Below are 15726 nucleotides of genomic sequence, written 5' to 3'. Positions count from 1 at the left end.
TTCTACTCCTTAGATATTTATATTTCGAAACTATTTATTTCAATTTATATTATAGACTCTCTTCCTGCATTATTTCAACTCTACATTAATTATCACACTGGAAAGCTTCCACGAACACACAGTGCTCCCGGGGATGTCAAGTTATTGCTACAAAAAATATGCGGCTTTTTTGCCATGAAAATGGCTTAAAACCGCATGTTTCTGTATAGAGGATGTTATATTATTGTTACAAGATGGTTGGGAGGATGTAATGTCAGTGTCACAATGCTTATTACTATTTTCACATATTGAAATAATATTTCATTTCTTTTTGAAAAGACGAATGTCTCGGATACTTATTCTTATACTGTACAAAAATTTCCCTTCCTGCTCCATTCACTCCCATACTCTCTTTTATTTCTCCTACGATTGCCAGCAACCCGGCAACTTCTCCATAGTGATTTCTGTGCTGCCCGGACACAATCGCATCCGCTCTGCTGTATACGATCTTTTCTGCCCATGACAGATACTTTTTTCTCTCCTCTTCTCCCATAGGAAAATGTCTTTTCCATCTCTGAAAATAATTCCAGAATTCACTTACTTTGTGCTTATGGCATTCTTCCAAAATTTCATTTTCAAAATACATTCTGCTTTCTCCATCTTTTATATCAGGAAATCCTATATAAGCTGCAATACTTGCAGCTGCCTTTGAAGGAAGCGGTTTTTCATATAGATAAATCAGAAAAAGTCTGATTCCACTCCGAATAAAAGAGGAACTCCAGCCCAAGGAACCTTTTGGATTTTTTGATATATTTTTTACCTTTTCAAAATCCCCTGTATAAAAATTCAGACTGTTATACATATAATCATCAATCATATTTCTACGAAACTCCGAATTTCTCCAATTGTTCTCCTGATTGCCTTTTATTCTGTTTATCAGAACCTCTTTTCCCCGCAGACCATATCTTTTTGCCATTTCTTCTGTTCCAAACAGGCGAAGATAATTTTTCACGGTCGAATCAGAGCAAAAACATTCCCAACAAAACTGCATCATTTCCTCTTCATGCATTAAGTGCGATGAGACATATGCCGTTTTTAAGGCAATTTTACCCCGAATAGTAAGATTAGCATCAATTTTATCAAGAGCATCCTTTCCCACTTCTTCTATCTTTTCATAAAAGTGTTCTTTCTCATATTCATCCATTACAGCAAGATACAACGACGGATGGATTGAAACATTTTCTTCTGCCATTTCAAGCAAGCCTTCGATTCCTTTGCAATACAAAACCGCCTCTTTCAGAAGCCTTGCTTCTATATCTCCATTTTTACTTTTCAGCAGTTCAATCCAGTCCTTCCAAAATCTTTCCGTATCTTTCAGCTTCTCCTTCCCAACGTGAAATATCTCTTCCATATGTATCTTAGAGAATGTATCAAAAGAAAAATACAGATACATATCTTCCGCACGTTTTTCCAGCGGTAATCCCTGATAATCTGCATATAATGTCAGGAGTGCCAGCCGTTTCATATCTGTATGTATCAGATTATTATCTCCCAGCACCTCAATGTCTACCGGATCACCAAATTCATTATCTGTAAAAACCGACATCTCCCACAGCCATTCATAAATTTCATTTGCTTCCTGATACCGCATGTCATCCACACAATCTTCAGCAAATCGGATCATATACATAAGTTTATCCCCGACTCCCTGATTATCATAATACTCTGTAATCCAGTCAGCGTCCCAGTAGCCGCTGGAATAGTCTTCGTATTCCTCCGTATTAAGATAAATCTCACCTTCATCAATCTGTTCTTGCCATTTTTGGATTTGTCTCATTTTTTCTTCTACAAGCTCCTGCGACATTCTTGCCTGCTCAGGTTGTGTCGTCTCATCCACATCCGTTTTCTTACATTCTTTTATTATTTCCTGCAGGCTTTTCTTTTGCTCTTCTGATAACATTTCCTGCATTTTCAAAATAACAGTCTGCAGCTCTTCTCTGGAAAGTTCTTTTACTTCTGGCAAAGTCATTTTATCCTCCAATGCTATTTCCTTCCACAACACTTTTTATATTTTCTCCCGCTTCCACATGGGCAGGGATCATTTGGATATATTTTCTTTTCCTTTACTATTAGTTGCTGTACAGGCATTTTGAAATCATCATACAAATCATTATAAGGATCTGCTTTCTCCAGTGAATCATGAAATGATGTCAGCTGTGGTTCTATCCATTTCAAATCATCCGTCAATCCCAGATTCTTTGCCAGAAGTTTCGCCCGTTCAAACAACAAATCATTATGCAAAGTACATGCTATACCGATTACCTCTCTTCGAATGAGCCGATATGCTTCCTCGGTACCTTCCTGTTGTTGAATGCACCAACTAAATACATTAAGCGCATTTTGATTATGCGGCTCTTTTTTTAGCCAGCTTTCAAACCATTCCCGTCCCTCAACGGATTTCCCCATTGCATATAATTCTTCTCCTATTGCATTCTTGAAGCAGCTATCATCGTCAAAATTCCAATCCAGCATTTCCAAAATTCTTTGACAGAATTCCATGCGTTTTTCGTGTTCTCCGGTATTCCCCAGTTCCATCTCCAGATCCTGGAGCCATTCATCTACCGGATATTGGTAATCCTGTGATTCCATAATACCACTTACACTTATTTTGTATTCCGCTGTATCAATAATCTTCTGGAAAAGTTCCCATGCCTGCCACCAGAGTGAAATCATATCACTGTCATTTTGATTCTCCTGTGCCTCATACCCCTGTTGCACAAGTCGATCCCATTTGTCCCATTCCGTAAGAATTTCATGTGTATCTTCAAAATCAATACATTTCTGCACCATATCCTTTAATGCATCCGTATATCGTTTTTCATCATACGGCTGGTTCTCTTTCATAACGTCATAAATCTCCTCAAGCACGATCGCTCCGATTTTTTCCTTTGCATCACGGACAGAATATCCTTCTGCAATCAATCTGTCATAGACCTCTCTTACGATAGGCGGGTCTTTATCCCGCAGCTGATTATCCACTACTTCCAATATCAGTTTCTTTAATCTTAAATTTGCCATTTTATCCTCCGTTTCTTTCACTGAAAATCTCTCTGATTGTCGCATTACAAAAACATTTGTTTCTGAATTTACCTAATGAGGAATGCTTTCTATCTTTAGTACTATCATACTCATAAAAGGCAGTTTCATTCAATATATGTTTTCACGAAAAGGCAGATTTATTCTTCTTTTTATATACACAAAAAGGCACTTTATTGCGGCAGACTATCCTTCACGCAAAGCACTCCATATCCCACCTGTGGATTCGGATATACCGCAAATCCCGGCAGCGGCCTTGCGCCTCTCCTCAGATATGCTTTCACCTTTTCTCCATATAAAAACGGATCATTTTCCCGGACAATTCCCCATTCCATCAGCAGCGCCGCACTGCCAGTAACAAAAGGCGTTGCAAATGAAGTGCCGGTAAACTGTGCATATCCCCCGCCGACAGCAACGGTTGTTATATCTACTCCCGGAGCCGCCAAATCGGGCTTCACAAGCCTCTCCTCTCTGGTATATCCTCTTCCCGAGAAGTCTGCATAGGCAAATGTCAACGCATTGTATGCACCCACCGTGATTGCACGGCTTGCCGTCGATGGAATCGTAAGTGTTGTATTGTCTGTCGGGAACAAAAATCCAGTTCCTCTGTTCACTACATTTTCGCTCGGAAGCCATAATTCATAAACACCGGATACAATCTTTCGGGGTGTCAGTACGATTTTCCATACTCCTCCTGTAATATACGTATCCTTCGGCAGCATATCAATATAGATTTCCTGCGCCGTACTGTAAGGGCTGGGTTCTCCATAATAGAGGAGAATCTCCGTCTGACCAACGGTAAATCTCTGAGGTCCAAGGACTTCCTGGATAGGACCTACCGTCACACCGGCAGGACTAACCAGTGAAATATCGATGACATCCGTATACTCTTTCCAGATCTGAATACTGAGTGTCGGCTGATTATTCTGCACAGCGAGCTGTATCACGGTATCTCTGTCCTCTTCCATAATCCCGGACGTATGTCCTGCACTTGCTGCTTCATTTCCAGAACCGATGCAGATAGAACTCTTCCATATGTTTGAGATATCATCAATAAACCGTTCTAACAGAGAAGTGTCATCATGTGAGCCATAGGTATTGCCAAAACTGATATTCACCGCCACCGGCATCCGAAGCTCCAGTGCCTTCCGAATTACATAATCCAACCCCTGCATTAGTTCTGTTGTTCTTGGAAATCCTTCCTTGCGCGGACTGCCAAGTTTCACTACAATCAGCTCACTCTGCGGCGCCACACCTGCATATTGTCCACCGCTATATCTCCCATTCCCGGCTGCCACTCCTGCCACTGCAGTCCCATGTCCGGATGTATCCATACTTGGAACGGTCCTTCTCCGTTCTTGTATTGAGGGCTGTCGCAAAGCCTCGTTAATCTGCACGGCCGTATATTCTGCACCTATGGAATATCCTTCCGGTGGCACTCTGCCTTCTGCGGGTGCAAGTGACTGATCCCATAAATATCGAATTCTTGTGCTTCCATCCGCATTTCGAAAATCTGCATTCTCATAATCTATTCCCGAATCAATAACAGCAACCAGAATTCCCTGTCCAAATAGTGCAAAACGGGTATCCTGTACCGCATCGATACATGATACCCGTCTTCCATTCGTGACTTGAAAGAATAACCGTTTCGGTTTTTCAATATATTCTATTTCAGGAAATTGCGCCAGAATCATAATCAGCGACTCTCGAATTGTAATAATTGCATATTCATTCTGCAGCTCCACCACATCGCTTGCCACTTCGCGTATACGGTCCAGATTCCCGGAATACTTAATAATCAAGTCCCATTCTCTGTCGATGGGATTATAACCCACGTCCAGCTCCAGTGATTTTTCCCGCTCTTCTTCCGTGGCATCTAACGCAAGATTTAACAGATTCTCAACCTTTTGACTTGCCATATTATTCCTTCCTTACTGATTATTCTAATTCTTTTCATGAAGATTCTATTGTACAAAGTTGTACCCGAGATAAGGCGCCAGTTCCGCCGGGATAAAATACCCTCGATCCTGTCTGCACACTGGACACACTCCCGGTACCATCTTCCCGGTATGGATGTAACCACAATTCAGGCACATCCATCGATTGTTCTGATCACTTTCAAAATATTTATTTTTCTCCAGAAGCTCTGCCATTTTACCAAAACGCCGACCATGTACAGCTTCGATCTCTGCAATCTGGAAAAATGTCGATGCCGCTTCAATAAATCCCTCTTCTTTGGCTTCCTTTCCAAATATCTGATAAACCTCTCCATATTCTTCTAACTCATTATATTCTGCAGACCGCAATAGTTCTATCACGCTGTCATAATGATCTACCGGATATCCTCCGGCGATCTCCACGGTATTACCAGAAATATTCTTAAGCAGATCATAGAATCGTCTGGCATGTGCCCGTTCCTGTTCAGCCGTAAATAAAAAAATCTGCTGTACTGCATAAAATCCCTGATCTTTAGCAGCTTCTGCCGCAATCGTGTATCGGTTTCTTGCCTGACTTTCCCCTGCAAATGCCCGCATTAGATTCACTTTTGTCTTACTTTCCAAAAAATCAATAGCCATGTCACACACTCCTTTTTATTCTTAATACTAGTATGTAACATGGCTATCAAATTATTCATCTAATTAAATCCAATAATTCTTCTTGCAACACTATATGCAAGTGAAGATATCTTTCTTCCTGGTCTTCCGGGAATATTCATAGTCTGTCCAAGAATTCCGTAACGAATCTTCAGGAATGTCTTGAAGTCCTTTTTCTTAAGATAACGCCAGAGCTCTCTCTTTTTCTCCAGATTCTCCTGCGTCTTGGAACGAATCAAAAGAATTGATGACACAGTCATCATGATTGCAAGATAATTAACCATATATTGTCTCAGCTTCTTACTCATTATCTTATTCAACTGATACATGTCAATCATAGATTTTGTAACAAAAATCTGTTGATCTACTCTTGAAATCATAACTTTCTCATTGACAGACTGATCTTCTCTGCCAATAAAGTAACGATAAAAATCTACATCCAGATAATAAATCTTACGCACATGTGGCAACGGATAATATACATAAATATTATCTACATAAAATGTATGCTTCGGCAGTTCCAGCTGAATCAATTTCAGTAGATCGGTACGATAGATGACAGAATGCATCAATATGTATTGATCCATGTGGAAATGTCCGATATCATCCCAGCGGAAGACTTCATCCTGCGGCAGGACATTGCGGTAATGGATACATTTCTTATGTGTTGCTCCCACCTTCTCATATACATAGTTAGAAATCAGCATGTCAATCTGCTCTTTTTCTTCTTCCAGATTACGCAACAATGCTAATATCTTATGTAATGACTCTTCATCAACCCAGTCATCACTGTCCACAACTTTAAAATATTTACCCTGAGCATGGTTAAGTCCGGCATTAACCGCATCACCATGTCCCCCATTTTCCTTATCTACAACTTGAATAATCTCTGGATATTTTTCCATATACTCGTGAGCAATCTCCGATGTTCTGTCCTTGGAGCCATCGTTGACGATAATAATCTCCACATCTTCTCCGCCAGGCAGAATACTCTCGATTGCATGTGCCATATAATCCTGGGAATTATAACATGGAATTGCAAATGAAATATACTTCATCCTTTTTCTCCTTTTCTTGTAAGGTAATAACTATTTATTCAGTATAATGCATTTTGGGGATTTTTCCAACAAATTCTTTGTAAAATGTCGGCAAGACTTTCAACATATCCCTGTTCATAATTTGTTCATTTATCTTTTAAAATTCTTTCATTTCTTTAACATTGTTTCTTCACAGCTCTGTCTTATACTAAATATATCAAATGAAAGAACAAAACATTTGATTCAAAGATAAGACTATCGTCCAGTAGTAAAATACTATTTTTGAATAAACTTTTTCATAATACATGCCGGGAACTGGTAGAACAGTTACCCGGCATCCTCCCTTTTTATGGTATTTTTCGTTTTCAGACATCTTCTATATAAAGTATTCAATCGTTTTTTCTGCGGTCTTCTTCGTATCTTCATTAAATATAATAACTGCTTCTCTATCTTCCATCGGACCTAATGCATATAATTCTGTTGTCTCCCGATTAAAACACTGTTCATCTACGATTCGATTATATGTAAATGGATGATCATCTACCATCACAATCCCTGCCTCTGTAAATGGCTCTTTCACATAATAAGGATCAAACATCAGAATCTTTCCATTCAGTGTTCCAGTCAGTAATACATAATGTGCACACTCAAAATACAGACGAACAACAACCGCACCACCACGGCAAAGAGCATCGTTAATCAGGCTATCTCCTCCAATCCATACACTTTTTCCTGAAAGATATTGACTGGAAACTGGCAACTGACCAACTTTTCCGAACCCATTCAGCCAATTACTAAGAAACATCATCGCAGCACTTGAAGTGCCACTTTTCCCCATAATACCTTCACAATTATAGCAATCCAAACAGTATAACATAATATTTCTTATTACTACTGGCGAGATCTCTTCTCGCGGAAACAAAAAGCTAACCGCATCCAGCATTGCAGTTGGTCCGCAGTCATATTCAGACAATTGATAATGAAGTGGATTTTTCAAGATATCGCCTCTTTTCTTATAATTCATATCATTTTAATATGAATTATATTATTTGATTTTCTTTCCGTCAAGCCATTTTTCCACACCTATTGACATTTTCAATATCTTCATCTATTATAGTTCAAATTAGAACAATATTTCAAGGAGAGAGAATCTCATGATTGCTCAATTCTGGGAAAGTCAGTCTCTGATGGACGAAATGCGCAAAGAACTTTTGGTCAGCTGCTGCTTGAGGATTTTTCTCTTGATGACCTTCAGACTTTGAACCGTCTTTTTGCACAGATAGATTATAACATTCATCATTATTTTGAGGAGGAACATTAATGCTTACGAAATTTATTGTCTGCTTTATCGCCGGAATCGGTGCAGGACTTGGTACTGGATTTGCCGGTATGAGTGCAGCGGCAGTCATAAGCCCTATGTTGATTGCATTTCTTCATATGCCAGCTTATGAGGCAGTTGGAATTGCACTTGCAAGTGACGTCCTGGCAAGTGCAATAAGTGCCTATACTTATGGAAAGAATAAGAACCTGGATATCAAAAACGGCATTGTCATGATGATATCTGTCTTATGTTTTACGCTGGTCGGAAGTTGGATTGCAAGTCTGATTCCTAACCAGACCATGGGAAACTTCTCCATGGTTATGACTTTCCTTCTGGGTGTCAAATTCATTGTAAAACCTGTCATGACTACAAAAGAAAGCATGGAAGCAGTAAGCCCTCGCAAGCGTTTCATTCAGTCAGTGTTCTGTGGAATTATGATTGGTTTTATCTGTGGATTTATCGGTGCCGGCGGCGGTATGATGATGCTTCTGATACTCACCAGTGTTCTTGGATATGAACTGAAGACCGCAGTAGGAACCAGTGTATTCATTATGACGTTTACCGCATTTACCGGTGCAGCCAGTCACATTGCAATTGGTGGATTTCCAGACCTCTGGTGTCTGGTTTTCTGTGTATTGTCCACCTTACTCTGGGCAAGAATTGCCGCACGGTTCGCCAACAAAGCAAGTGCCGCAACCCTCAATCGTGCAACTGGTATCGTATTAGTTATATTAGGTGCCGCAATTATGATCGTCAGCAGATAGAAGATGATGCAACTATCTATTCAATTGTATCTTCTTTGGCCCATCCATATGCGTATTTGACAGCTTTATTCCATCCTTTGATTCTCTTCTCTCGTTCCTCTTCTGCAATCACCGGATGGAATGTCTGATCAATTGCCCAGTTCTGAATGACTTCTTCCTTATTCTTCCAATATCCTACTGCCAGACCCGCCAGATACGCTGCTCCCATAGCAGTCGTCTCAACACATTGTGGTCTTAATACTGGTGCGTTGATAATATCCGCTTGTGTCTGCATCAGAAAATCATTCGCACTGGCTCCGCCATCTACTTTTAATGCTTCCAACGAGATACCGGAATCTGCTTCCATTGCTTTTAGAACATCATTTACCTGATAAGCCAGTGATTCCAAGGTTGCCCGGATAATATGGTATTTATTCACTCCTCGGGTAAGTCCCACGATTGTTCCTCTGGCATATTGATCCCAATGTGGTGCTCCCAGTCCAGTAAATGCCGGCACTACATAGCATCCGTTCGTATCCTTTACTTTCTTCGCCATATATTCCGAATCTGCCGCTGAATCAATCAAACGCATCTCATCTCTTAACCATTGAATTGCAGCCCCTGCCACAAAGATGGAACCTTCTAATGCATAATTGACCTTGCCATCCAATCCCCACGCAATCGTTGTCACCAGACCATTTTTAGAAAACACAGGTTGCTCTCCTGTATTCATCAGTAAGAAACAGCCTGTTCCATATGTATTCTTCGCTTCTCCCGGGCGGAAACAAGTCTGTCCGAACAACGCCGACTGCTGATCTCCTGCTGCACCGGCAATTGGGATCGGCCCCCCAAGGAACGAAGGGTCAGCCTCTCCATATACACAACTTGAAGGCTTAACTTCCGGAAGCATACACCTGGGAATATTCAATTCCTCCAGAATCTCATCGTCCCACTCCAATGTATTGATATTAAAAAGCATTGTCCTGGAAGCATTAGAATAATCCGTCACATGAACTGCCCCTTTCGTCAGTTTCCAGATCAGCCATGTCTCTACTGTACCAAAAAGCAGCTCTCCATTTTCAGCTTTCTCCCTAGCTCCCGGTACATGGTCAAGAATCCATTTTACCTTTGTTCCTGAAAAATATGCATCAATCACCAGTCCGGTCTTCTTCTGGAACCTCTCCGTCAACCCTTTTGCTTTTAGGGTGTCGCAATATTCAGAAGTTCTTCTGCACTGCCAGACGATTGCATGATATACAGGTTCTCCTGTATTTTTATCCCATACAATTGCAGTCTCACGTTGATTGGTAATTCCAATTGCCGCAATATCTTCTGCTGTCGCTCCAATCATATTCATCGCTTCTACTGCCACTCCCAGCTGACTTGCCCAGATTTCATCTGCGTCATGTTCTACCCATCCGGGCTGTGGGAAATATTGTTTGAATTCACGCTGTGCTACACTGCACATTTCACCCGCTTCATTAAAAAGAATACAACGGTTACTTGTTGTCCCTGCGTCCAAAGCCATTACATACTTTGCCATAACTTGCTTCCTCCTACTTTCATTCTCCATACCTCTTTTTGTAAAAAAAGAGCAAACTAAACAACAGTATCGCTGTTGTAATCATTCGCTCTCTCATCTCGGCACATTCATTTAACTATATAAACCATACCATAATGCGACTATTTTCACAACTCTTTTTTCAAATTACACCTCTGCTTAACAGCCCACCCAATCATGACACTTCCAATCATAAGGATCAGAATACCGATGCCAATAAAGCACAATTTTTTAACGAAAGATGCCTGAACAGATGGCTTATTTTCTTTCTGTTCCTTCTTTTGCGATGGGACAATCTTCTCTCGCATTGGTCTGGTAATCTTCTGAAATGCTGTTTCTTTTGGTACAATATCAAATGAAATCCGTTCTGTTGTCTGGTTACCAGCTCTGTCATATGCTTTCACAATAATCTCATAATTTCTATATTCCTGAACTGTATATTGATATATCTTACTTCGTGAATTTGTTTTCTGTACCTCTCCGTTGATTCGTATTTCTTTAATAAAATCTTCCTGATTAGAGAGTGTAATCTGGAAATCCTTCTCTTCTTCATATGTCTTTTCGTCTTCCAGATTGGAGAACACCACCTGAGGGGCTGTATGATCAATGACAAAATATGCCTTTGCCGTACCAATATTTCCAGCAGAATCAATTGCTTTTACCTCCAAGATATGTCCACCCTCTGCCAATATTTCTTCTCCTAGATGATACAGCTTCCCATCGAGAGAAACAGAATATGTATAACTGGTAAAGTCCAGAATCCACTCCTCTATTGGATAATTCCAGCAGAAGCTTTTCAAATACTGTTGATGAAGCCGATCCACATAACGAATCACGGGATTCTCTTTATCAATAATTACCTGCGCTTCATTATTATCTTCATAACCCGCATAATCAGCAGCCTTCACTCCTAATTGATAGATTCCATCTTCTGTCAAAAACTGTTTTGCAGAATACTCATTACCACTTTCGACCCAGTCAGTAACTTCCAGCACAGTCATATTTCCGGCTGGATCTTTTCGTTTTGCACATGCACTTGCCTTCCTAATCAGATTGTCTTCTGTTACCCGATAAGTCACCTCTACCGGCTGACTGGTAATCATGTAATTTTGAATTCCTTCGATCATAGTTTGAGGCGAATGATGATCAATATACAATTTGCAGCTCTTTTCCGTATAATTTCCGGCACGGTCAGTGACTCCTACAGTCACGTACACCGCTTCTCCTGCAGTAGATTCCAGATGAATACGAAAATCTGCCATAGATTCGCTGGTTCCTCCAAGGACCCGATCACCAGATGTACAAGATAACCAGTTAATTTGACTTCCTTGTTCTCCATCTTCAGCCGAAGCTTTCAATACAACTTCTTTCTGATACCATGAATCTTCTCCACGGGGCGTTTGCAAGTATAATGTTGGAGCCTTCGTATCAATCAGAAAATCCTTTTCCACTGAGCTTTCTTCCAGTCTGTTTCCTTCTGCATCCTCCATCCATACGGACAAATGATTCTTCCCTTCCTGAAATCTCTCTTTTTCAATACTGGCTTTTTCATTTTCCTGACTCAATACTCCTTCCATACTCTGTCCATTACTGTCCGTAAAACAATACTTGGTCACCCCGACTTTACTTACATGACACAATTCTACTTCTGGTCTGGTAACATAATACCCATTCTTTCCATCTTCTGGCGGAATCGCAAGTTGAAACTTTTCAATCTTCTCTTCATTTTCATCTGCAGATTCTTCATCATCAACAAATTCTTCCTCTTTAGCCGATACTACATTGCCCCAAAATGACAGCTGACAGTATGACAATCCAAGAATCATCAATCCTATTATTATCCATTTGAATTTCCTACCCATACTTCCTCACCTTCTATTCGAATCTCGTATTCCTGTTGCAATTTTTGAAACTCTTCATTCTCTAGAATCTCTGGAACTTTTCGCATATATTCCTGCACTGTCTGAGCGCAGAAGCTACGGTCAACGGATGAATCTTTGCATATGAGTCGGATATGCAATAGTCTAAGTTCAACAGAATCCTCCAATTCTTCAATTCCCTGAACACAAGTATCTAACGCCATATCTTTTTCTTCACAAGATTCATATAACATTGCTATCTTTTTGTATAACTCTTCTCTCTTATAGACATCTGTTTCTAATTCCATAACTCCTTCATATAGTTCTGCCGCCTCCTTTACTTTATCCAACGTTTCACAGGAAGAAGCCATATATTCTTTTACCTCTTTTTCCCCCTCTTTTCCAATATGTTCTTGCTCCAGATATTGGTTTCCAAGACGCAGAATATTCTCTGCCGCCTGCTCACCAGTTAACATTCCATATCCACGGATCAGGCACTGGCAGTATTGGTCTGCTTTCTCCTGAATCATACTTTCTTCCAGACTTTTCAGATGATTCTTAAGTGCGGTTCGGTTTATTTCTGATTTTTCGTTTTCCACAGCCTTTATGATTACTTCCAGATCTTTTGCTTGTTCATCTTCTTTTTTTATTTTTTCAAGATATTCCAGGCTTTTTTTACAATCATTTAGTTCTAAAAAATACTCAAATGCCAGATCACGATATGCATTTTGAATCTCCTTTTTTTCAGATACATTTTCCTCCTTTGGTTCTTCAACTGTAGTAATAGCTGCCTTCTTGCCTTGATCTTTTTCTTTGGAAAATGCAATCATACATACAGACGCAATTATAATTATTACCCCTGCAGCAAAAAAGAACTTTGTTCTTCTGCTGTATGTCCGCTTTGTTTTTTCCTTCATGATTGGGATATGTTTTCGAATTTCTGATACATTTTGATATGATTTCTTGGACTGCCTCTTTAGGCATCTCGATATGATTTTCTGAAATTTCTTTTCTTCTTTTTTCGTCAAAGGTGGATCTGGCTCTGAGACAGCGAGCAGATACTGTATTGTCCTTCCAAATCCATAAATATCCAGACTTATGCTTGCTTTTTGATAATACGGTTCTTCCGCCGGAAGAAAATATTCTCGCACCACCCTTCTTCGCATAAACCGAAGCATCTCTTCATTGGATTGCGCCTCAAAATCTAAAAAATATAGGTCTCCTTCCTCTGTGATAACAATACTATATGGATTCACATACTGATAAAACGGCTTTTTTCGACACTTATGAATCATTCCCAGCTGTTTTGCAATCATTTGAACCCACCCCAGCAACCGTTCTTTTGAGACATGTGGATGATATCTCAACCAATTCGCCAGTATTCTGCCATCCACATACTCCGAGCTGATATAACAGGTCTGTCCATGCTCAACCAGACGCAGCACATCATAGCCCTCTTTTGGTACCACTTACATCACCTCATCTTCCTATAAAATTACCTGTTCTCTTGGATAAACATCTGAATAAGATTAAGAGAATAAAACTAAGAGAATAAAATAGATTCTTTCGAATTATAGAGTGATTCATATATTACTGGATTCTTTTCCAAAAAGCAAGTACTTTTGCCATATTTTAAGAAACATTTCGAAGCCTACAGGACTTTCTATCGGAAGCTTTCTCCAAATGGATAGTTGCAAAAAGGATGCCTGTCACCTTATTTTGTAGCAGGCATCCTCATTCCTTCTTTTATTTTGTTCTGTGGCTTAATTCCTTCGGTGTATACAGATGTCTTGGAATACCATCTACCATAACCGGTGATACATCTCCCTGAATCAGCGGTCTTACATAAGAAATAAATTCATTGGTTACATAAGTACCTTCTTCATTTACCCACTCTCTTGGAACAAGCTTCTCATCGTTAGCGATCTTGTGAACGTCTTTCACTTCTGTTCCACACTGATATGGATCATCAGATAATCTCTGAAGAACAACCATCTTACCGGAATCTCCTTCATCTGCTGCCTTAACAGCTGCACCGCCTACCTGGTATGCTTCCAGAATATCTACACGGGATGCTGCATGAGAAGCAGAACGCTGTAATGTACTCAGCTCGATCGCACGAGTCTTACATCCCATCTCACCTGCGATGAAGCTTGCAAGATATGATGCTGTTCCTGATAACTGCTTGTGTCCAAATGCATCAACGAAGTCAATGCTGTTACCCAATTCACATACATATCTTCCATCTGCAATACGGATACCTTCTGATACTGCGACTACGATGGATGTCTTCTTCTTCAGAAGAGCCTTTACTTTTGCGCTGAATTTCTGAAGATCAAATGTAATCTCCGGCAGATATACCAGATCAGGACCTTCGCAGTCTTCACCCATTGACAAAGCTGTAGCACCAGTCAGCCAACCGGCATTACGTCCCATAATCTCTACGATCGTAACAATACCTTTTTCATATTCCAGACAGAAGCTGTCACGGATAATCTCTTTCATTGAAGTACCAATATACTTCGCTGCACTTCCATATCCAGGTGTATGATCTGTAAGTGCAAGGTCATTATCGATTGTCTTCGGGCATCCGATGAATCTTGTCGGGAAACCTGTAATAATTGCATAATCAGACAACTTCTTGATGGTGTCCATAGAATCATTTCCACCAATATAAATAAATGCTTCAATATCTAATTTTTCAAGAATTGCAAAGATCTTATCATATACTTCACGGTTCTCATGAATCTCTGGCAGTTTATAGCGGCATGACCCCAAAAATGCCGCCGGTGTTCTTTTCAATAATTCTGCATCCAATTCGGTCTTGATATGATCAGAAAGATCGATATACTTCTCTTGTAATAATCCTTCTACTCCATGAAGCATACCATACACTTTCTTAGCTCCACGATCTTTCGCAGTACGATAAACTCCTGCAAGACTTGAGTTAATCGCTGCTGTAGGGCCTCCTGACTGTCCTACGATAACATTTCTTTCCATAAACTAGTTCCCTTCCTTCCTTAAAATTGCTGTCGATATTATTATTTTAGTATATTTCAACATAAATGTCTACAAAAAATCTGGTTATTTATGCAGATTTACAACTGCTTCATTCTGAGCATAGATATATCCCTTCATACATCCGTTTCCTGTCACATCTACAACCTCATCATCTTCAATCTCAACCTCCATTTGACACTGATTGTTACAGACTGCACAGTTTATCTTTATTTTTTCCATTTCATTTCCTCCTGATAACATTATTATAAAATTTGAAAACCGTGTCACATACATTTTCAGTATATAACAAAAAAACCTCTTACAAAACTCTGCAAGAGGTTGAAAACGTGGGCGAGAGGATTCGAACCCCCGACCTTTTGGTCCGTAGCCAAACGCTCTATCCAGCTGAGCTACGCCCACACAACTATGAATCATTTTCACAGCAAAATAAATTATATCCTAGTCTCTCTACATTGTCAACATTTATTTTGATTTTTTTGTTTTTTTCTTTTTATTTTTTTCTCATTCCTTTTCAA

The 15726-nt window shown here is 39.9% G+C and carries 11 protein-coding genes, 1 tRNA gene and 1 pseudogene; 1 reads left to right on the top strand and 12 read right to left on the bottom strand.

The window, feature by feature from the left end; genetic code table 11:
• Window positions 1-280: 280 nt before the first annotated feature.
• From ABE613_RS05875 to ABE613_RS05850, 6 genes and pseudogenes are all read right to left on the bottom strand, one after another.
• Window positions 281-2041: a hypothetical protein gene (locus ABE613_RS05875; RefSeq protein WP_347375921.1), complete on the bottom strand. Its 1761-nt coding sequence runs from the start codon at window positions 2039-2041 to the stop codon at window positions 281-283.
• Window positions 2023-2103: pseudogene (locus ABE613_RS15160) on the bottom strand (SEC-C metal-binding domain-containing protein); the annotation flags it as partial. The gene ABE613_RS05875 and the pseudogene ABE613_RS15160, both read right to left, overlap by 19 nt.
• Before the next feature lie 1145 nt (window positions 2104-3248).
• Window positions 3249-4994 (bottom strand): S8 family peptidase, encoded by a 1746-nt coding sequence (locus ABE613_RS05865; protein ID WP_347375919.1) that lies wholly within the window; start codon window positions 4992-4994, stop codon window positions 3249-3251.
• Window positions 4995-5039: 45 nt separating this feature from the next.
• On the bottom strand, window positions 5040-5651 hold the full coding sequence (gene rbr / locus ABE613_RS05860; protein ID WP_235233003.1) for a rubrerythrin: 612 nt from the start codon (window positions 5649-5651) through the stop codon (window positions 5040-5042).
• 59 nt (window positions 5652-5710) lie between these two features.
• Window positions 5711-6727 carry a glycosyltransferase family 2 protein gene (locus ABE613_RS05855; RefSeq protein ID WP_235233004.1) on the bottom strand — a complete coding sequence of 339 codons (1017 nt, stop codon included), beginning with the start codon at window positions 6725-6727 and terminating at the stop codon, window positions 5711-5713.
• Between the two features lie 355 nt (window positions 6728-7082).
• On the bottom strand, window positions 7083-7703 hold the full coding sequence (locus ABE613_RS05850; RefSeq protein WP_347375918.1) for a peptidase C39: 621 nt from the start codon (window positions 7701-7703) through the stop codon (window positions 7083-7085).
• A 323-nt stretch (window positions 7704-8026) separates the two neighbouring features.
• Here ABE613_RS05850 and ABE613_RS05845 point away from each other — a divergent pair, with 323 nt between their 5' ends.
• The gene (locus ABE613_RS05845) at window positions 8027-8791 is read left to right on the top strand and encodes a sulfite exporter TauE/SafE family protein (protein ID WP_235233006.1); all 765 of its coding nucleotides are present in this window, start codon (window positions 8027-8029) and stop codon (window positions 8789-8791) included.
• A gap of 16 nt (window positions 8792-8807) precedes the next feature.
• Here the strand turns inward: ABE613_RS05845 and glpK are convergent, their stop codons facing one another.
• The 6 genes from glpK to ABE613_RS05815 form a co-directional block, all read right to left on the bottom strand.
• Window positions 8808-10313: a glycerol kinase GlpK gene (gene glpK, locus ABE613_RS05840; RefSeq protein WP_347375917.1), complete on the bottom strand. Its 1506-nt coding sequence runs from the start codon at window positions 10311-10313 to the stop codon at window positions 8808-8810.
• A gap of 146 nt (window positions 10314-10459) precedes the next feature.
• A complete protein-coding gene (locus ABE613_RS05835) occupies window positions 10460-12193 on the bottom strand; it encodes a hypothetical protein (RefSeq protein ID WP_347375916.1) in 1734 nt (577 codons plus the stop codon).
• Window positions 12169-13659 carry a hypothetical protein gene (locus ABE613_RS05830; RefSeq protein ID WP_347375915.1) on the bottom strand — a complete coding sequence of 497 codons (1491 nt, stop codon included), beginning with the start codon at window positions 13657-13659 and terminating at the stop codon, window positions 12169-12171. Before ABE613_RS05830 ends, ABE613_RS05835 begins: the two co-directional genes overlap by 25 nt.
• Window positions 13660-13936: 277 nt before the next feature.
• Window positions 13937-15190, bottom strand: a complete 1254-nt coding sequence (locus ABE613_RS05825) for a 6-phosphofructokinase (protein ID WP_235233010.1) — start codon at window positions 15188-15190, stop codon at window positions 13937-13939.
• 84 nt (window positions 15191-15274) lie between these two features.
• Entirely contained in the window at window positions 15275-15430 is a 156-nt protein-coding gene (locus tag ABE613_RS05820; RefSeq protein ID WP_235233011.1) for a hypothetical protein, read from the bottom strand.
• Between the two features lie 106 nt (window positions 15431-15536).
• Window positions 15537-15610: transfer RNA gene (locus ABE613_RS05815), tRNA-Arg, on the bottom strand.
• Window positions 15611-15726: the final 116 nt, after the last annotated feature.

The organism is Dorea chungnamensis, from assembly GCF_039832125.1.
Lineage (GTDB): Bacteria > Bacillota > Clostridia > Lachnospirales > Lachnospiraceae > JAFBIX01.
The sequence above is the reverse complement of the archived record's forward strand: the minus strand, read 5'-3'. Positions and strand labels throughout refer to the sequence as shown.

What these genes read in the sequence shown, in the direction of transcription:
- ABE613_RS05865 (WP_347375919.1), bottom strand. Translation starts at nt 4,994, where the DNA reads ATGGCAAGTCAAAAGGTTGAGAATCTGTTAAATCTTGCGTTAGATGCC.
- rbr (WP_235233003.1), bottom strand. Translation starts at nt 5,651, where the DNA reads ATGGCTATTGATTTTTTGGAAAGTAAGACAAAAGTGAATCTAATGCGG.
- ABE613_RS05855 (WP_235233004.1), bottom strand. Translation starts at nt 6,727, where the DNA reads ATGAAGTATATTTCATTTGCAATTCCATGTTATAATTCCCAGGATTAT.
- ABE613_RS05845 (WP_235233006.1), top strand. Translation starts at nt 8,027, where the DNA reads ATGCTTACGAAATTTATTGTCTGCTTTATCGCCGGAATCGGTGCAGGA.
- glpK (WP_347375917.1), bottom strand. Translation starts at nt 10,313, where the DNA reads ATGGCAAAGTATGTAATGGCTTTGGACGCAGGGACAACAAGTAACCGT.
- ABE613_RS05835 (WP_347375916.1), bottom strand. Translation starts at nt 12,193, where the DNA reads ATGGGTAGGAAATTCAAATGGATAATAATAGGATTGATGATTCTTGGA.
- ABE613_RS05825 (WP_235233010.1), bottom strand. Translation starts at nt 15,190, where the DNA reads ATGGAAAGAAATGTTATCGTAGGACAGTCAGGAGGCCCTACAGCAGCG.
- ABE613_RS05820 (WP_235233011.1), bottom strand. Translation starts at nt 15,430, where the DNA reads ATGGAAAAAATAAAGATAAACTGTGCAGTCTGTAACAATCAGTGTCAA.